This window comes from Pseudomonas sp. 300, from assembly GCF_055803035.1.
The window spans coordinates 739,552-758,221 of the sequence record NZ_JAVLRV010000003.1 but is presented as its reverse complement, the minus strand read 5'-3'; the positions used below and the strand labels follow the sequence as shown (position 1 = coordinate 758,221).

Annotated in this window: 20 protein-coding genes; all 20 read left to right on the top strand. The window is 56.2% G+C overall.

The window, feature by feature from the left end; translation table 11 throughout:
- Positions 1-234 precede the first annotated feature (234 nt).
- The 20 genes from rpmH (at position 235) to Q7W83_RS28780 (ending at position 18,670) form a co-directional block, all read left to right on the top strand.
- Positions 235-369, top strand: coding sequence for a 50S ribosomal protein L34 (gene rpmH, locus Q7W83_RS28875; protein ID WP_003213577.1), 135 nt, complete (start codon positions 235-237; stop codon positions 367-369).
- A 16-nt stretch (positions 370-385) separates the two neighbouring features.
- Complete coding sequence (rnpA, locus tag Q7W83_RS28870) at positions 386-787, top strand: ribonuclease P protein component (RefSeq protein ID WP_028620331.1); 402 nt, start codon at positions 386-388, stop codon at positions 785-787.
- A complete protein-coding gene (gene yidD, locus Q7W83_RS28865) occupies positions 780-1,025 on the top strand; it encodes a membrane protein insertion efficiency factor YidD (RefSeq protein WP_010207715.1) in 246 nt (81 codons plus the stop codon). The genes rnpA and yidD overlap by 8 nt, the downstream gene beginning before the upstream one ends.
- A 2-nt stretch (positions 1,026-1,027) precedes the next feature.
- The gene (gene yidC / locus Q7W83_RS28860; protein ID WP_458378059.1) at positions 1,028-2,713 is read left to right on the top strand and encodes a membrane protein insertase YidC; all 1,686 of its coding nucleotides are present in this window, start codon (positions 1,028-1,030) and stop codon (positions 2,711-2,713) included.
- A 79-nt stretch (positions 2,714-2,792) separates the two neighbouring features.
- Positions 2,793-4,163: a tRNA uridine-5-carboxymethylaminomethyl(34) synthesis GTPase MnmE gene (gene mnmE / locus Q7W83_RS28855; protein WP_473658368.1), complete on the top strand. Its 1,371-nt coding sequence runs from the start codon at positions 2,793-2,795 to the stop codon at positions 4,161-4,163.
- 550 nt (positions 4,164-4,713) lie between these two features.
- The gene (gene mnmG / locus Q7W83_RS28850; protein ID WP_473658366.1) at positions 4,714-6,612 is read left to right on the top strand and encodes a tRNA uridine-5-carboxymethylaminomethyl(34) synthesis enzyme MnmG; all 1,899 of its coding nucleotides are present in this window, start codon (positions 4,714-4,716) and stop codon (positions 6,610-6,612) included.
- Complete coding sequence (rsmG, locus tag Q7W83_RS28845; RefSeq protein ID WP_150630637.1) at positions 6,609-7,253, top strand: 16S rRNA (guanine(527)-N(7))-methyltransferase RsmG; 645 nt, start codon at positions 6,609-6,611, stop codon at positions 7,251-7,253. Before mnmG ends, rsmG begins: the two co-directional genes overlap by 4 nt.
- An 18-nt stretch (positions 7,254-7,271) precedes the next feature.
- On the top strand, positions 7,272-8,069 hold the full coding sequence (locus Q7W83_RS28840; RefSeq protein WP_027926208.1) for a ParA family protein: 798 nt from the start codon (positions 7,272-7,274) through the stop codon (positions 8,067-8,069).
- 9 nt (positions 8,070-8,078) lie between these two features.
- Positions 8,079-8,951, top strand: a complete 873-nt coding sequence (locus tag Q7W83_RS28835) for a ParB/RepB/Spo0J family partition protein (protein ID WP_008027541.1) — start codon at positions 8,079-8,081, stop codon at positions 8,949-8,951.
- A 148-nt stretch (positions 8,952-9,099) separates the two neighbouring features.
- Positions 9,100-9,507 (top strand): F0F1 ATP synthase subunit I, encoded by a 408-nt coding sequence (locus tag Q7W83_RS28830; protein ID WP_150630636.1) that lies wholly within the window; start codon positions 9,100-9,102, stop codon positions 9,505-9,507.
- Between the two features lie 16 nt (positions 9,508-9,523).
- The gene (atpB, locus tag Q7W83_RS28825) at positions 9,524-10,393 is read left to right on the top strand and encodes a F0F1 ATP synthase subunit A (protein WP_010465471.1); all 870 of its coding nucleotides are present in this window, start codon (positions 9,524-9,526) and stop codon (positions 10,391-10,393) included.
- Positions 10,394-10,526: 133 nt separating this feature from the next.
- Positions 10,527-10,784, top strand: a complete 258-nt coding sequence (gene atpE, locus Q7W83_RS28820; protein WP_002555987.1) for a F0F1 ATP synthase subunit C — start codon at positions 10,527-10,529, stop codon at positions 10,782-10,784.
- Between the two features lie 56 nt (positions 10,785-10,840).
- Positions 10,841-11,311 carry a F0F1 ATP synthase subunit B gene (locus Q7W83_RS28815; RefSeq protein WP_008027535.1) on the top strand — a complete coding sequence of 157 codons (471 nt, stop codon included), beginning with the start codon at positions 10,841-10,843 and terminating at the stop codon, positions 11,309-11,311.
- A 12-nt stretch (positions 11,312-11,323) separates the two neighbouring features.
- Entirely contained in the window at positions 11,324-11,860 is a 537-nt protein-coding gene (locus Q7W83_RS28810) for a F0F1 ATP synthase subunit delta (protein WP_473658362.1), read from the top strand.
- Positions 11,861-11,881: 21 nt separating this feature from the next.
- The gene (gene atpA, locus Q7W83_RS28805; RefSeq protein WP_008155713.1) at positions 11,882-13,426 is read left to right on the top strand and encodes a F0F1 ATP synthase subunit alpha; all 1,545 of its coding nucleotides are present in this window, start codon (positions 11,882-11,884) and stop codon (positions 13,424-13,426) included.
- 50 nt (positions 13,427-13,476) lie between these two features.
- Positions 13,477-14,337, top strand: a complete 861-nt coding sequence (gene atpG, locus Q7W83_RS28800) for a F0F1 ATP synthase subunit gamma (protein WP_150630635.1) — start codon at positions 13,477-13,479, stop codon at positions 14,335-14,337.
- 27 nt (positions 14,338-14,364) lie between these two features.
- A complete protein-coding gene (atpD, locus tag Q7W83_RS28795; RefSeq protein WP_150630634.1) occupies positions 14,365-15,744 on the top strand; it encodes a F0F1 ATP synthase subunit beta in 1,380 nt (459 codons plus the stop codon).
- A gap of 45 nt (positions 15,745-15,789) precedes the next feature.
- The gene (locus tag Q7W83_RS28790) at positions 15,790-16,215 is read left to right on the top strand and encodes a F0F1 ATP synthase subunit epsilon (protein ID WP_075946957.1); all 426 of its coding nucleotides are present in this window, start codon (positions 15,790-15,792) and stop codon (positions 16,213-16,215) included.
- A gap of 116 nt (positions 16,216-16,331) precedes the next feature.
- The gene (glmU, locus tag Q7W83_RS28785) at positions 16,332-17,699 is read left to right on the top strand and encodes a bifunctional UDP-N-acetylglucosamine diphosphorylase/glucosamine-1-phosphate N-acetyltransferase GlmU (RefSeq protein ID WP_150653869.1); all 1,368 of its coding nucleotides are present in this window, start codon (positions 16,332-16,334) and stop codon (positions 17,697-17,699) included.
- A 194-nt stretch (positions 17,700-17,893) separates the two neighbouring features.
- On the top strand, positions 17,894-18,670 hold the full coding sequence (locus Q7W83_RS28780) for a DeoR/GlpR family DNA-binding transcription regulator (protein WP_150630632.1): 777 nt from the start codon (positions 17,894-17,896) through the stop codon (positions 18,668-18,670).

Genomic DNA, 18,670 nt, shown 5'->3' with positions numbered 1-18,670 from the left:
TATCCACAGATGATCGGTGCCCTAGCTTTTATAAGCTTTACAGAAAAGCTTTAAATACTTTCCTTCTTTATTTTTATATTTGGCAGGAGGCGAGGGCGAGCAAAACGTCTGCAGATCTATTTATAAGGAAACGCTGGTTGGAAATTGACCTAGAGGCTTGCTTTCTCTAGAATCCCCGGTCTCTTAAAACGGGGGCCATTCCGGCCCGTTGTGGACGAACCAGGTAACACGACAATGAAACGTACTTTCCAACCAAGCACTATCAAACGCGCTCGTACCCACGGTTTCCGTGCTCGCATGGCTACCAAGAACGGTCGTGCCGTTCTGTCGCGTCGTCGCGCCAAAGGTCGTGCGCGTCTGGCAGTTTGATAAGCCGGCACTGGAGGTGAGTCAGGACTTCAGTCGGGAAAAGCGTCTGCTTACTCCCCGGCATTTCAAGGCAGTCTTTGACTCCCCTACCGGCAAGGTTCCGGGGAAAAATCTCCTGCTCCTTGCGCGCAACAACGATCTTGATCACCCCCGTCTAGGGCTGGTTATCGGGAAAAAGAGCGTAAAGCTCTCCGTAGAGCGCAATCGCCTCAAACGTCTGATGCGCGAATCGTTCCGTCTGAACCAGGATTCACTGGTCGGTTGGGACATCGTTATCGTCGCGCGCAAAGGTTTGGGTGACGTAGAAAACCCCGAATTGATTCAGCATTTCGGCAAACTCTGGAAGCGTCTGGCACGCAGCACGCCGGTACCAGCAGTCAAAACCGAAACTGTAGGGGTAGACAGTCCCGATGCGTAAACTGGCACTCGTTCCGATCCAGTTTTATCGCTATGCCATTAGTCCCCTGATGGCCAGTCACTGTCGTTTCTACCCCAGTTGTTCCTGCTACGCGTTAGAAGCCATAGAAAATCATGGCCTTCTGCGCGGTGGCTGGCTGACCTTTCGTCGTTTAGGTCGCTGTCATCCGTGGAATCCCGGTGGTTATGACCCGGTTCCACCTATCCCTACCTCCCGTTCTTCTTCGATGGCCGAGTAATCATGGATATCAAACGCACGATCCTGATCGTCGCCCTGGCAATCGTGTCCTACGTTATGGTTCTTAAATGGAACCAGGACTATGGCCAGGCTGCCCTGCCGACTCAGAATGTTGCTTCCAGTACTACCGCACCGGGCTTACCGGATACGGCGACTGGCAATAATGCTTCTGTCAGTGACGACATTCCCCGCGCCGCAAGCGATACCAGTGCCACTGCACCTGCTGAATCACCAGTAGCTGCAAGCAAAGACCTCATCCAGATCAAAACGGATGTGCTCGACCTGGCGATCGATCCACAAGGTGGCGATGTTGCCCAGCTGAAATTGCCGTTGTATCCACGTCGCCAGGACCATCCGGAAATTCCATTCCAGTTGTTCGACAACGGTGGTGAGCTGACTTATCTGGCTCAAAGCGGTCTGATCGGCATCAACGGCCCGGACGCAAGCCCGGCCGGTCGTCCGGTTTACTCCTCGGAGAAGAAGACTTATCAACTGGCTGACGGTCAGGACCAATTGGTCGTGGACCTGAAGTTCAGCAAGGATGGCGTCAACTACATCAAGCGTTTCTCTCTGAAACGTGGCCTGTATGACGTAACCGTTTCTTACCTGATCGATAACCAGAGCGCTCAGCCTTGGTCGGGTGCAATGTTTGCGCAATTGAAGCGTGACGCCAGCGCCGATCCTTCTTCCACAACGGCTACCGGCACCGCGACTTATCTCGGCGCTGCCCTGTGGACAAGTAACGAGCCTTACAAGAAAGTGTCCATGAAGGACATGGACAAGGCCTCGTTGAAAGAAACCGTGAACGGTGGTTGGGTTGCCTGGTTGCAACACTACTTCGTGACCGCATGGATTCCGGCAAAGGGCGAAAACAACGTCGTCCAGACCCGCAAAGACAGCAAAGGCAACTACATCATCGGCTACACCGCCCCGGCAATGACTGTTGCGCCAGGTGCTAAAGCCGAGACAAGTGCCGTTCTTTACGCAGGTCCGAAAAGCCAGGCTGTATTGAAAGAGTTGTCCCCAGGTCTTGAATTGACTGTCGACTACGGCATTCTGTGGTTCATTGCCCAGCCAATTTTCTGGTTGCTGCAACATATCCACGCGCTGGTCGGTAACTGGGGTTGGTCGATCATCTTCCTGACCATGCTGATCAAAGGGATCTTCTTCCCGTTGTCGGCTGCCAGCTACAAATCCATGGCCCGCATGCGTGCAGTGGCACCGAAACTGGCTGCGTTGAAAGAGCAACATGGCGATGATCGGCAGAAAATGTCGCAGGCCATGATGGAGCTGTACAAGAAAGAGAAGATCAATCCGCTGGGTGGTTGCTTGCCAATCCTCGTGCAGATGCCGGTATTCCTTTCGTTGTACTGGGTTCTGCTGGAAAGCGTTGAAATGCGCCAAGCGCCATTCATGCTGTGGATTACTGACCTTTCGATCAAGGACCCGTTCTTCATTCTGCCGATCATCATGGGGGCAACCATGTTCATCCAGCAGCAGTTGAACCCGACTCCTCCGGATCCGATGCAGGCCAAGGTGATGAAGCTGATGCCAATCATCTTCACCTTCTTCTTCCTGTGGTTCCCGGCTGGTCTGGTGCTGTACTGGGTAGTGAACAACTGCCTGTCGATCGCCCAACAGTGGTACATCACTCGTAAGGTCGAAGCGGCTACTAAAGCAGCTGCCTGACTTACACTGTGGATAACCACTCAAAACGCCCCCTAGTGGGGCGTTTTGCTATCTGTCACTTTTGTCTGGATACCGGTTTATGAGCGTTCCTCGTGAAACCATCGCCGCCGTCGCCACCGCTCAAGGTCGTGGTGGTGTAGGCATCGTCCGTATTTCCGGGCCACTGGCGAGCGTAGCGGCCACGGCCTTCAGCGGTCGTGAGCTCAAGCCACGGTTCGCCCACTACGGCCCGTTTTTCGATAAAAATGAAGAGGTGCTGGACCAGGGCATCGCCTTGTATTTTCCGGGACCGAACTCGTTCACCGGCGAAGACGTGCTGGAACTCCAGGGTCATGGCGGCCCGATTGTTCTGGACATGCTCCTCAAGCGTTGCCTTGAACTCGGGTGTCGATTGGCACGGCCAGGTGAATTCAGCGAACGCGCATTCCTCAACGACAAACTCGACCTGGCACAGGCCGAAGCGATCGCGGACCTGATCGAGGCCAGTTCTGCACAGGCTGCCCGCAATGCACTGCGTTCCTTGCAGGGGGCATTTTCCGATCGTGTGCATAACCTCACCGAGCAGCTGATTGGCCTGCGCATCTACGTCGAAGCGGCCATCGATTTCCCGGAAGAAGAAATCGACTTCCTGGCTGACGGTCACGTACTGACAATGCTCGATAAGGTGCGCGACGAATTATCCACAGTGCTTCGCGAAGCCGGGCAGGGTGCGTTGTTGCGCGACGGGATGACCGTGGTCATTGCCGGCCGGCCGAATGCCGGCAAGTCCAGCCTGCTGAATGCGCTGGCCGGGCGAGAAGCCGCGATCGTGACCGAGATTGCCGGCACCACCCGGGACATTCTTCGCGAACATATCCACATCGATGGCATGCCGTTGCACGTGGTCGACACGGCAGGTTTGCGAGATACCGATGACCACGTGGAAAAAATTGGCGTCGAGAGGGCATTAAAAGCCATCGGCGAGGCTGATCGTGTGTTGTTGGTGGTCGATGCGACGGCTCCTGAGGCACTTGATCCGTTCGCGTTATGGCCCGAATTCCTGGAAATACGCCCGGATCCGGCAAAGGTTACGCTGATCCGTAACAAGGCTGACCTGACGGGAGAAGCGATTGCCCTGGAAGTCAGCGATGATGGCCACGTCACCATAAACCTCAGTGCGAAATCCGCCGGCATGGGCCTGGAACTGCTACGCGAACATCTCAAGGCCTGCATGGGCTACGAGCAGACCTCTGAAAGCAGCTTCAGTGCACGCAGGCGTCACCTTGAGGCACTGCGACATGCCAGCGCATCCCTTGAACATGGCCGTGCACAGTTGACCTTGGCGGGCGCCGGTGAACTGCTGGCCGAAGATTTACGCCAGGCTCAGCACTCTTTGGGTGAAATCACCGGTGCATTCAGCTCCGATGACCTGCTGGGGCGCATTTTTTCCAGCTTCTGCATCGGTAAATAGTCCATCCGTTGTCCACAGACAGGCCATTCGCGCCTGTCTGTTCCCTCTCTTCTCTTAGATCTTCCTTCAGGCTGAGCAGATTCTTTCTGCTTGAGTGGTTTTTTCGTGCGCGGAATTCGCTCGATCAGCACTTTTCTGTGGATTAAGCCCTGTGAGTAACTGCCACTAAGGGCAGTTGATAACAGGGCCTGAAAACTGAAGATAACCACCCCTGTGGATAACCACCCCTTTCATCCACAGGCTTAAACCGGTTATCCAAGGGCCTCCTTGGCACATGACCACAGGGTTTTGAATCTCTGTACATATTGAATATAAAGGCCTGTAGAGATCTATCCACAGAAATGTGCCTCAGTAGAAATAAACATAAAAACAAAGATTTAATAAATTTCTCTCTTTTTAATTTCTATAACCCCGACTTCTCCACAGCTGGTTAAATTTTGTGCAAAGGGTTCTTTAGGAAGGGCTAAGTCCCTATACTTGTCGACCAGGTCCAAAAACCTGAGCTCAAACTATTCCTGATTACCTAACTGAAGCAGGCACGAGGTGCGTGGTGGATTTCCCTTCCCGTTTTGAAGTGATCGTCATCGGCGGCGGTCATGCCGGTACCGAGGCAGCACTGGCCTCAGCACGTATGGGTGCTAAAACCCTGTTGCTGACGCATAACGTGGAAACCCTTGGTGCCATGAGTTGCAACCCGGCCATTGGCGGGATCGGCAAAAGCCACTTGGTGAAAGAAATCGATGCCCTCGGCGGCGCGATGGCCATGGCTACCGATAAAGGCGGAATTCAGTTTCGCGTGTTGAACAGCCGCAAAGGCCCGGCCGTGCGTGCAACTCGCGCTCAGGCAGACCGGGTTTTGTACAAGGCCGCTGTCCGCGAAGCCTTGGAAAACCAGCCGAACCTGTGGATATTTCAACAAGCTGCTGATGACCTGATCGTTGAACAGGAACAAGTGCGCGGTGTTGTCACCCAAATGGGCCTGCGTTTCCTCGCGGATTCCGTGGTGTTGACCACTGGCACCTTCCTGGGTGGACTTATCCACATCGGCATGCAGAATTTTTCCGGTGGTCGTGCCGGTGATCCGCCATCGATCGCTCTGGCTCACCGTCTGCGTGAATTGCCATTGCGGGTTGGTCGTCTGAAAACCGGTACGCCGCCGCGAATCGACGGTCGTTCTGTGGATTTCTCGGTGATGACCGAGCAAGCAGGCGATACACCGATCCCGGTGATGTCGTTCATGGGTTCCAAAGAGCAACACCCGAAACAGGTGAGCTGCTGGATTACCCACACCAATGCCCGCACCCACGAAATCATTGCCGCGAACCTCGATCGTTCGCCGATGTATTCCGATGCAGGGCAGATCGAAGGCATCGGCCCGCGTTATTGCCCGTCGATCGAAGACAAGATCCACCGCTTTGCCGACAAGGAAAGCCATCAGGTCTTCATCGAACCGGAAGGTTTGACCACTCACGAGCTGTACCCGAACGGGATATCCACATCCTTGCCGTTCGACGTGCAATTGCAGATCGTGCAATCGATCCGCGGCATGGAAAACGCGCACATTGTTCGTCCTGGCTACGCCATCGAGTACGACTACTTCGACCCGCGTGACCTGAAGTACAGCCTGGAAACCAAAGTCATCGGCGGTCTGTTTTTCGCCGGCCAAATCAACGGCACTACCGGTTACGAAGAAGCCGGCGCCCAAGGTTTGCTGGCCGGGGCCAACGCCGCACTGCGTGCTCAGGGCAAAGACGCCTGGTGCCCGCGACGCGACGAGGCGTACATCGGAGTGCTGGTCGACGACCTGATTACCTTGGGGACTCAGGAACCGTATCGGATGTTCACATCCCGCGCCGAGTACCGCCTTATCCTGCGCGAAGACAACGCGGACCTGCGTTTGACCGAAAAAGGTCGCGAATTGGGTTTGGTGGATGACGTGCGTTGGGCGGCTTTCTGCAAGAAACGCGAAAGTATCAATCTGGAAGAACAACGCCTGAAAAGTACCTGGGTCCGCCCGGGCACCGAGCAAGGCGATGCGATTTCCGAAAAATTCGGCACGCCGCTGACCCACGAATACAACTTGCTCAACCTGCTGAGCCGTCCGGAAATCGACTACGCTGGTCTGATCGCCGTGACCGGCGGCGGCGCGGAAGATCCACAGGTTGCCGAACAGGTCGAAATCAAGACCAAATACGCCGGATACATCGATCGTCAGCAGGACGAAATCGCGCGTCTGCGGGCCAGTGAAGATACGAAACTGCCTGTGGATATCGATTACACGAACATTTCCGGTCTCTCCAAAGAGATCCAGAGCAAGCTCGGTGCGACCCGTCCAGAAACACTGGGCCAGGCGTCACGCATTCCGGGTGTCACGCCAGCAGCGATTTCGCTGTTGATGATTCATTTGAAAAAACGCGGCGCGGGCCGTCAGTTGGAGCAAAGCGCTTGAGTTCGTTGGTCACCTCGCAACACGCCGAAGAGTTATCCACAGGTGCTCGCCAGCTTGGTGTCGCACTGACCGAAACCCAGCATGCGCAGTTGCTGGGTTATCTGGCCCTGTTGATCAAATGGAACAAGGCTTACAACCTGACCGCCGTGCGCGATCCGGACGAAATGGTCTCGCGTCACCTGCTCGATAGTTTGAGTGTGATGTCGTTCATCGAAAACGGCCGTTGGCTGGACGTTGGCAGCGGTGGCGGCATGCCGGGCATTCCGTTGGCCATCCTGTTTCCAGATTCCCAAGTGACCTGCCTGGACAGCAACGGCAAGAAAACCCGGTTTCTGACCCAGGTCAAACTCGAACTCAAACTCGATAACCTGCAAGTTATCCACAGTCGCGTCGAAGCCTTCCAGCCTGTACAGCCTTTCAACGGGATCATTTCCCGGGCGTTCAGCAGCATGGAGAACTTCAGCAACTGGACGCGTCACCTCGGCGATGCCGATACACGCTGGCTGGCAATGAAGGGCGTTCATCCGGCCGATGAGCTGGTAGCATTGCCGGCGGACTTCCACCTCGATAGCGAACACGCCCTGGCCGTACCTGGTTGCCAAGGCCAACGCCATCTGCTGATACTGCGCCGCACGGCATGATTGGGAACACAAGCAAGAATGGCTAAGGTATTCGCGATAGCGAACCAAAAGGGTGGTGTGGGTAAAACCACCACCTGCATCAACCTCGCAGCTTCCCTGGTCGCTACCAAGCGCCGGGTGCTGTTGATCGATCTCGATCCACAGGGCAACGCCACCATGGGTAGCGGTGTGGATAAACACGGCCTGGAAAACTCGGTCTACGACCTGTTGATCGGCGAATGCGATCTGGCCCAGGCCATGCACTATTCCGAGCACGGTGGTTACCAACTGTTGCCGGCCAACCGTGACCTGACTGCGGCCGAAGTGGTTCTGCTGGAAATGCAGATGAAGGAAAGCCGCCTGCGCAGTGCGTTGGCGCCCATCCGTGAAAACTACGATTACATTTTGATCGACTGCCCGCCGTCGCTGTCGATGCTCACACTGAACGCCCTGGTCGCTGCCGATGGGGTGATTATCCCCATGCAGTGCGAGTACTTCGCCCTCGAAGGCTTGAGCGACCTTGTGGATAACATCAAGCGCATCGCTGAACTGCTGAACCCGAACCTGAAAGTCGAAGGCCTGTTGCGGACGATGTACGACCCGCGCCTGAGCCTGATGAACGACGTGTCGGCGCAGCTCAAGGAACACTTCGGCGAACAGCTCTACGATACGGTTATCCCGCGTAACATCCGCCTGGCTGAAGCGCCAAGCTATGGCATGCCGGCGCTGGCCTACGACAAGACTTCGCGGGGCGCCATTGCTTATCTGGCACTCGCCGGCGAGATGGTTCGCCGTCAGCGCAAAAACTCACGCACTGCCGCTGCTCAGGCAACTTAAGGAATCCCCATGGCCGTCAAGAAACGAGGTCTCGGACGTGGACTGGATGCACTGCTGAGCGGTCCGACCGTCAGCTCGCTGGAAGAGCAGGCTGTACAAGCCGATCAGCGTGAGTTGCAGCATTTGCCCCTGGACCTGATCCAGCGCGGCAAGTACCAGCCACGTCGGGACATGGACCCGCAAGCGCTGGAAGAACTGGCGCAGTCGATCAAGGCCCAGGGTGTGATGCAGCCGATCGTGGTTCGCCCGATCGGCAGCGGCCGCTTCGAAATCATCGCCGGCGAACGCCGCTGGCGTGCGAGCCAGCAGGCTGGCCAGGAAACCATCCCGGCGATGGTTCGCGATGTGCCGGATGAAACCGCCATCGCCATGGCGCTGATCGAGAACATCCAGCGCGAAGACCTCAATCCGATCGAAGAAGCGGTGGCCCTGCAGCGTTTGCAGCAGGAATTCCAGCTGACTCAGCAACAAGTGGCCGAAGCGGTGGGCAAATCCCGCGTGACCGTGGCCAACCTGCTACGCTTGATCGCGTTGCCGGAAGTAATCAAAACCATGCTCTCGCACGGCGACCTGGAAATGGGTCATGCGCGTGCTTTGCTCGGTTTGCCGGAGAATCAACAGGTTGAAGGGGCGCGACATGTTGTCGCACGGGGGCTGACTGTGCGCCAGACTGAAGCACTGGTTCGCCAGTGGTTGAGTGGTAAACAGGAGCCTGCTGAACCGGTAAAGCCGGACCCGGATATCGCCCGACTTGAGCAGCGCCTGGCTGAGCGCCTAGGCTCTGCGGTGCAGATCCGACACGGAAAGAAGGGGAAAGGGCAGTTGGTAATTGGTTACAACTCCCTCGATGAGCTTCAAGGTGTGCTTGCCCACATCCGCTGAAACATTTCCTCATGTAGCGTGCAGTCGGAAATCACTACCTGACAGTTGAATAGGGGCAGAACCGCCCCTATACTCTGCGCGCATTTTGTCGGCACAAATTATGCCAAGTTATTGAATTCTGGCAGCCGATCATTGGGGAGCAAAAACGATGGAGAGCCGCACGCCAAACCGCTTGCCGTTCCATCGCCTGGCAGTTTTTCCGGTGTTGATGGCTCAATTTGTCGTTTTGGTACTGGCCGCTTTGGCGCTCTGGTACTGGCATGGAGTCGTTGCAGGATACTCAGGACTTTGCGGAGGCCTGATAGCCTTGCTGCCCAATGTTTATTTCGCTCACAGGGCATTTCGGTTTTCCGGCGCCCGAGCAGCTCAAGCCATCGTCCGGTCTTTTTATGCCGGCGAGGCGGGCAAACTGATTTTGACGGCAGTGCTCTTTGCATTGACGTTTGCAGGTGTGAAGCCATTGGCGCCGCTAGCTGTATTCGGCGTCTTCGTGTTGACCCAACTGGTCAGCTGGTTCGCGCCCCTGCTGATGAGAACAAGACTTTCGAGACCTTAGGGCGTTTGAGGCAACCATGGCAGAAACAACCGCTTCGGGCTATATCCAGCACCACTTGCAGAACCTGACTTTCGGTCAGCACCCAACCGGCGGGTGGGGTTTTGCCCACACCGCAGCAGAAGCCAAAGAAATGGGCTTCTGGGCTTTCCACGTCGATACACTCGGCTGGTCGGTCGCTTTGGGTCTGATCTTCGTTCTTCTTTTCCGCATGGCGGCAAAGAAGGCGACTTCCGGTCAGCCTGGTGCTTTGCAGAACTTCGTTGAAGTATTGGTCGAATTCGTCGATGGCAGCGTGAAAGACAGCTTCCATGGCCGTAGCCCGGTGATTGCACCGCTGGCACTGACCATCTTCGTCTGGGTCTTCCTGATGAACGCCGTCGACCTGATTCCGGTCGACTGGATTCCTCAGCTGGCCATCCTGATCACTGGCGATGCGCACATTCCGTTCCGTGCCGTATCGACCACTGACCCGAACGCTACCCTGGGCATGGCCCTGTCGGTGTTCGCGTTGATCATTTTCTACAGCATCAAGGTCAAGGGCATCGGCGGTTTCATCGGCGAACTGACCCTGCACCCGTTCGGCAGCAAGAACATCTTCGTTCAGGCCCTGCTGATTCCGGTGAACTTCCTGCTGGAGTTCGTGACGCTGATCGCCAAGCCAATTTCGCTGGCACTGCGTCTGTTCGGCAACATGTACGCCGGCGAGCTGGTCTTCATTCTGATTGCTGTGATGTTCGGCAGCGGTCTGCTCTGGCTTAGCGGCCTGGGCGTAGTTCTGCAGTGGGCGTGGGCTGTGTTCCACATCCTGATCATCACCCTGCAGGCGTTTATCTTCATGATGCTGACCATCGTTTACTTGTCGATGGCGCACGAAGAGAACCATTAAGACCAGTCTCGACTAGTCTGATGTCCCACTCGGTCAAACGAGTGGGGGCCCGAACAGGGCTATGAAACGATTTGTTTTACCGCTTTAAAATCTAAAAAACCTAAACCATACGACGTAAAAGTCGGGAGGAAAGATGGAAACTGTAGTTGGTCTAACCGCTATCGCTGTTGCACTGTTGATCGGCCTGGGCGCACTGGGTACCGCAATTGGTTTCGGCCTGTTGGGCGGCAAGTTCCTGGAAGGCGCAGCGCGTCAGCCAGAAATGGTTCCAATGCTGCAAGTTAAAATGTTCATCGTTGCCGGTCTGCTCGACGCCGTAACCATGATCGGTGTTGGTATCGCTCTGTTCTTCACCTTCGCGAACCCATTCGTTGGTCAACTCGCTGGCTAATCACTCGAACCTTCGAGTGATTGGTTTGATGTGCAACGAACGAGCGAGGTGTTGGCGTGAACATTAATGCAACCCTGATTGGCCAGTCCGTTGCGTTCTTCATTTTTGTACTGTTTTGCATGAAGTTCGTGTGGCCTCCGGTCATCGCGGCTTTGCACGAACGTCAGAAGAAGATCGCGGATGGACTGGACGCTGCCGCCCGAGCAGCTCGCGACCTGGAGTTGGCCCAAGATAAAGCGGGTCAACAACTGCGCGAAGCTAAGGCTCAGGCAGCTGAAATCATTGAGCAAGCCAAGAAACGCGGTAACCAGATTGTTGAAGAGGCTGTTGAAAAAGCCCGTATCGACGCTGACCGTGTAAAGGTTCAGGCTCAGGCCGAGATCGAGCAGGAACTGAACAGTGTCAAAGACGCGCTGCGTGCCCAATTGGGTGCTCTGGCCGTTGGCGGCGCCGAGAAGATCCTGGGTGCCACAATCGATCAAAACGCGCACGCGGAGCTGGTAAACAAACTGGCTGCTGAAATTTAAGCGAGGGCGATCATGGCAGAATTGACCACGTTGGCCCGACCTTACGCTAAGGCAGCCTTCGAGCACGCCCAGGCCCACCAGCAACTGGCCTCTTGGTCAGCCATGCTCGGCCTGGCTGCAGCAGTGTCGCAAGACGACACCATGCAGCGCGTGCTCAAGGCCCCGCGACTGACGAGCGCAGACAAGGCCGCCACGTTTATTGACGTGTGCGGCGACAAGTTTGATGTGAAGGCACAGAACTTCATTAACGTCGTTGCCGAAAACGACCGTCTCCCGCTGTTGTCGGAGATATCCGCTCTGTTCGACCTGTACAAGGCCGAACAAGAGAAGTCGGTAGACGTTGAAGTGACCAGTGCTTTTGCATTGAACCAAGAACAGCAAGACAAACTCGCCAAGGTTCTCAGTGCACGACTCAACCGGGAAGTGCGCCTGCAAGTCGAGGAAGACAAATCCCTTATTGGGGGCATTGTCATCCGCGCCGGCGACCTGGTTATCGATGGCTCGGTTCGCGGCAAACTCGCGAACCTTGCCGAAGCATTGAAATCTTGAGTTTGAAGGGGCAGCAGAGCAATGCAGCAACTCAATCCTTCCGAAATAAGTGAAATTATCAAGGGCCGCATCGACAAGCTCGATGTGACCTCCCAAGCCCGTAACGAAGGCACTGTCGTCAGCGTATCTGACGGTATCGTGCGGATTCACGGTCTGGCCGACGTTATGTACGGCGAGATGATCGAGTTTCCGGGCGGCGTCTTCGGTATGGCTCTCAACCTGGAGCAAGACTCCGTAGGTGCCGTAGTTTTGGGCTCCTACCAGTCTCTGGCTGAAGGCATGAGCGCCAAGTGCACCGGCCGTATCCTCGAAGTTCCGGTTGGTAAGGAACTGCTGGGTCGCGTAGTCGACGCACTGGGTAACCCTGTTGACGGCAAAGGTCCGCTGAACAACACCGAGACCGATGCGGTCGAGAAAGTTGCTCCAGGCGTGATCTGGCGTAAGTCGGTAGACCAGCCTGTACAGACTGGCTACAAGGCTGTCGATGCCATGATCCCTGTCGGCCGTGGCCAGCGTGAGCTGATCATCGGTGACCGTCAGATCGGTAAAACCGCTCTGGCGATCGACGCGATCATCAACCAGAAAAACAGCGGTATTTTCTGCGTCTACGTAGCGATCGGTCAGAAGCAATCGACCATCGCCAACGTGGTTCGCAAGCTGGAAGAAAACGGCGCACTGGCTAACACCATCGTCGTGGCAGCGAGCGCTTCGGAATCTGCAGCACTGCAATTCCTGGCACCGTACTCCGGTTGCACCATGGGTGAATTCTTCCGCGACCGCGGTGAAGACGCGCTGATCGTTTATGACGATCTGTCCAAGCAAGCAGTGGCTTACCGCCAGATTTCCCTGCTGCTGCGCCGTCCACCAGGCCGTGAAGCTTACCCAGGCGACGTGTTCTATCTCCACTCCCGTCTGCTGGAGCGCGCATCCCGCGTTTCGGAAGAATACGTAGAGAAGTTCACCAACGGCGCAGTGACCGGCAAAACCGGTTCCCTGACCGCACTGCCGATCATCGAAACCCAGGCTGGCGACGTTTCCGCGTTCGTTCCGACCAACGTGATTTCCATCACCGACGGTCAGATCTTCCTGGAATCGGCCATGTTCAACTCCGGGATTCGTCCTGCTGTGAACGCCGGTGTTTCGGTATCCCGTGTGGGTGGTGCCGCTCAGACCAAGATCATCAAGAAGCTCTCCGGTGGTATTCGTACCGCTCTGGCTCAGTACCGTGAACTGGCGGCATTCGCCCAGTTCGCTTCTGACCTGGACGAAGCGACCCGTAAGCAACTTGAGCATGGTCAGCGCGTTACCGAGCTGATGAAGCAGAAGCAATACGCACCAATGTCGATCGCTGACATGGCGCTGTCGCTGTATGCCGCTGAGCGTGGGTTCCTGACTGACGTTGAAATCGCCAAGATCGGCAGCTTCGAACAAGCGCTGATTGCTTTCTTCAACCGCGATCACGCCGATTTGATGGCGAAGATCAACGTGAAGGGTGACTTCAATGACGAAATCGACGCTGGCATGAAAGCCGGTATCGAGAAGTTCAAGGCCACCCAAACCTGGTAAGCCGCAGCGGGAGCCGCAAGGCTCCCGCTTGCTAACCTGATAGGTGTTACATGGCAGGCGCAAAAGAGATTCGCAGTAAGATTGCGAGCATCAAAAGCACGCAAAAGATTACCAGCGCCATGGAAAAAGTGGCGGTCAGTAAAATGCGCAAGGCACAAATGCGCATGGCTGCTAGCCGTCCTTACGCGGAGCGCATCCGCCAGGTTATTGGCCATTTGGCCAACGCTAACCCGGAATATCGCCACCCATTCATGATCGAGCGTGAAATCAAGCGCGTTGGTTATGTCGTGGTGAGCAGTGACCGTGGTCTGTGTGGTGGCTTGAACACCAACCTGTTCAAGGCCTTGGTCAAGGACATGGCGAAAAACCGTGAAAACGGCGTCGAGATCGATCTGTGTGTTGTTGGTAGCAAGGGTGCGGCTTTCTTCCGCAACTTCGGCGGAAACGTCGTAGCAGCTATCAGCCACCTGGGTGAAGAGCCATCGATCAATGATCTGATTGGCAGCGTCAAGGTGATGCTGGATGCCTACCTCGATGGTCGTATCGACCGTCTGAGCGTTGTGTCCAACAAGTTCATCAACACCATGACGCAACAGCCTACCGTGGAGCAGTTGATTCCACTGGTGGCAACCCCGGATCAAGAACTCAAGCACCACTGGGACTATCTCTACGAACCGGACGCCAAAGAGCTGCTTGACGGCTTGATGGTCCGTTACGTGGAGTCGCAGGTCTACCAGGCGGTGGTCGAGAACAACGCGGCTGAACAAGCTGCGCGGATGATCGCGATGAAGAACGCTACCGACAACGCCGGTGATTTGATCAGCGATTTGCAGCTGGTCTACAACAAGGCGCGTCAGGCTGCGATCACCCAAGAGATCTCGGAAATCGTCGGCGGCGCTGCCGCGGTTTAACGGTTCAAATATTCAGAGGATCCAGCTATGAGTAGCGGACGTATCGTTCAAATCATCGGCGCCGTTATCGACGTGGAATTCCCACGCGACAGCGTACCGAGCATCTACAACGCTTTGAGTGTAAAAAGCGATGCAGGCACCACTCTTGAAGTTCAGCAGCAGCTGGGCGACGGCGTGGTTCGTACCATTGCGATGGGTTCCACCGAGGGCTTGAAGCGCGGTCTGGAAGTCACCGATTCTGGCGCAGCCATCTCCGTACCGGTCGGTAAAGCGACTCTGGGCCGGATCATGGACGTACTGGGCAACCCGATCGACGAAGCTGGCCCGATCGACACCGAAGAGCGCTGGGGCATTCACCGTCCTGCGCCAACCTTCGCTGAACAAGCGGGCGGCAACGACCTGCTGGAAACCGGCATCAAGGTTATCGACCTGGTTTGCCCGTTCGCCAAGGGCGGTAAAGTGGGTCTGTTCGGTGGTGCCGGTGTAGGCAAAACCGTAAACATGATGGAACTGATCCGTAACATCGCCATCGAGCACAGCGGTTATTCCGTGTTCGCCGGTGTGGGTGAGCGTACTCGTGAGGGTAACGACTTCTACCACGAGATGAAGGATTCCAACGTTCTGGACAAAGTGGCACTGGTTTACGGTCAGATGAACGAGCCGCCGGGTAACCGTCTGCGCGTTGCTCTGACTGGCCTGACCATGGCTGAGAAGTTCCGTGACGAAGGTAACGACGTTCTGCTGTTCGTCGACAACATCTATCGTTACACCCTGGCCGGTACTGAAGTATCCGCACTGCTGGGCCGTATGCCTTCCGCAGTAGGTTACCAGCCGACCCTGGCCGAAGAGATGGGTACTCTGCAAGAGCGTATCACTTCGACCAAAAACGGTTCGATCACCTCGATCCAAGCGGTATACGTACCTGCGGATGACTTGACTGACCCGTCGCCAGCGACCACCTTCGCCCACTTGGACGCCACCGTCGTTCTGTCCCGTGACATCGCTTCCCTGGGTATCTACCCGGCGGTCGATCCACTCGACTCGACTTCGCGTCAGTTGGACCCGAACGTAATCGGTCAGGACCACTACGACACCGCTCGCGGCGTACAGTATGTTCTGCAGCGTTACAAAGAACTGAAGGACATCATTGCGATCCTGGGTATGGACGAGCTGTCGGAAACCGACAAGCAGTTGGTAAACCGTGCTCGTAAGATCCAGCGTTTCTTGTCGCAGCCGTTCTTCGTGGCTGAAGTCTTCACCGGTGCTTCGGGTAAATACGTTTCCCTGAAAGACACCATTGCTGGCTTCAAAGGCATCCTCAACGGTGACTACGACCACCTGCCAGAACAAGCGTTCTACATGGTCGGCGGCATCGAAGAAGCGATCGAGAAAGCCAAGAAACTGTAATCCCGGCGCCCGGCAACGGGCGCTAATTTAGGTTGAGGCAATCAGATGGCTATGACAGTCCATTGCGATATCGTCAGCGCGGAAGGGGAAATCTTTTCCGGCCTGGTCGAGATGGTGATTGCGCACGGTGCACTGGGTGATCTTGGTATCGCCTTGGGTCACGCGCCGTTGATCACTAATCTCAAGCCGGGCCCGATCCGCCTGGTCAAGCAGGGCGGGGAAGAGGAGGTGTATTACATCTCCGGTGGTTTCCTCGAGGTTCAGCCGAACATGGTCAAGGTTCTTGCCGACACCGTGCAACGAGCTGCCGACCTGGACGAAGCCTCCGCTCAGGAAGCCGTTAAGGCTGCCGAGAAGGCCTTGCATGAGCGGGGCGCGGAATTCGATTACGGTTCTGCTTCTGCACGTCTGGCCGAGGCTGCAGCTCAGCTGCGCACCGTCCAGCAGATCCGCAAGAAGTTCGGCCACTAACAGGCCATCACTTGTTGCGCGATTGATTAAAAAGGGTAGCCTCGGCTACCCTTTTTTCTTTTCCGATTTTCATAACCTGGTCGCAGCCGCTGACCACCCAGGATTGGTAGCCTGTCATGTCTCTTGAAATTGTTATCCTCGCTGCCGGCCAAGGCACTCGCATGCGTTCGGCACTGCCGAAAGTTCTGCATCCGATTGCCGGCAACTCGATGCTTGGCCATGTTATCCACAGCGCTCGGCAACTTGATCCACAGCGCATCCACGTGGTGATCGGCCATGGTGCCGACGCGGTACGTGAGCGACTGGCAGCCGATGATCTGAATTTCGTCCTGCAGGACAAACAGTTGGGTACTGGCCACGCGGTTGCTCAAGCAGTGCCATTCATTGAGTCCGACACCGTCCTGATTCTTTACGGTGACGTACCTTTGATCGAAGTCGAGACCCTTCAGCGTTTGCTCAAGCAGGTTGCGCCACAGCAATTGGGTTTGCTGACCGTGGAGCTGGACGATCCGACTGGCTATGGCCGCATCGTCCGTAATGCTGCCGGCAAGGTGACGGCCATCGTCGAGCAGAAAGACGCCAACGACGCCGAGCGTGCAATCACTGAAGGCAACACCGGTATTCTCGCGCTGCCATTTGCGCAACTGGGTGACTGGATGAGCCGTCTCTCCAACAACAACGCCCAGGGCGAGTACTACTTGACTGACGTGATTGCCATGGCGGTCAGCGATGGTCTGGTGGTAGCCACCGAGCAACCTCATGACGCCATGGAAGTGCAGGGCGCCAATGATCGCAAGCAGCTTTCCGAGCTGGAGCGTCATTATCAACTGCGCGCGGGTCGCCGTTTGATGGCCCAGGGCGTGACACTGCGCGACCCGGCACGTTTCGATGTCCGCGGCGACATCACTGTCGGTCGCGATGTACTGATCGACATCAACGTGATTCTTGAAGGCAACGTTGTCATCGAAGATGACGTGGTGATCGGCCCGAATTGCGTGATCAAGGACAGCACCCTGCGAAAAGGCGTGGTGATCAAGGCCAACAGCCATATCGAGGGCGCGATCATGGGCGAAGGCAGCGATGCCGGTCCATTTGCGCGTCTGCGTCCCGGCACCGTGCTAGAGGCTCGCGCGCATGTGGGTAACTTTGTTGAACTGAAAAACGCTCACATGGGCGAAGGCGCCAAGGCCGGTCACTTGACGTATCTGGGCGATGCCGAGATTGGCGCGCGGACCAACATCGGAGCAGGCACCATCACCTGCAACTATGACGGTGCCAACAAGTGGAAAACCGTGTTGGGTGAAGATGTGTTCATTGGTTCCAACAACTCGTTGGTGGCGCCTGTGGATATCTCTAGCGGTGCAACCACCGCCGCCGGATCGACCATTACGCAGAATGTGGATAACGCACAATTGGCCGTGGGCCGTGCGCGTCAGAAGAACATCGACGGCTGGAAGCGGCCGGAGAAGATCAAAAAGACGTAAGTTATCCACAATCCCTGTAGGAGCCGGCTTGCTGGCGATCGAGACGACGCGGTGTATCAGCGGAAACCGCAATCGCCAGCGAGCCGGCTCCTATGAGGTTATCCACAGATCTTTTTGTCGCCTCTCGCTTGACGAAGTTTCGCTGATAGGTTTTGATTGCTTACGTTATCTTTCGAATCGAAACTTACTCCGTCATGTCGAAACGCAATACACCTCAACGCCGTCACAACATCCTCACCTTGCTCAATGAGCAGGGTGAAGTCAGTGTGGATGAGTTGGCCAAGCGCTTCGAAACCTCGGAAGTTACGATTCGCAAGGACCTGGCGGCACTTGAAAGCAACGGCCTGTTGCTGCGCCGTTATGGTGGTGCGATCACCATGCCTCAGGAACTGGTTGCCGATATCGGTCAACCAGTGTCCCGATACAAACAGGCGATTGCCCGGGCTGCGGTCACGCGGATTCGCGAGCATGCGCGGATCATCATCGACAGCGGCAGTACCACGGCGGCGATGATTCCGGAACTCGGCCAGCAGCCAGGTCTGGTGGTGATGACCAACTCGCTTCACGTCGCCAACGCCTTGAGCGAACTCGAACACGAGCCGGTGCTGTTGATGACGGGTGGTACCTGGGACCCGCATTCCGAGTCCTTCCAGGGGCAGGTCGCCGAGCAGGTGCTGCGTTCCTATGATTTCGACCAGTTGTTCATTGGTGCCGACGGCATCGACCTGGTGCGCGGTACCACCACCTTCAATGAATTGCTGGGACTCAGCCGCGTCATGGCGGATGTGGCTCGCGAAGTGATCGTGATGGTGGAGTCCGACAAGATCGGCCGCAAGATTCCCAACCTGGAGCTGCCATGGAGCAGCGTCCATACCCTAATTACCGATGATCGCCTGCCGCTGGAGGCACGCGATCAGATACAAGCCCGCGGTATCACGCTGATATGCGCGGCTGTCAGTCAGGAGAAATAG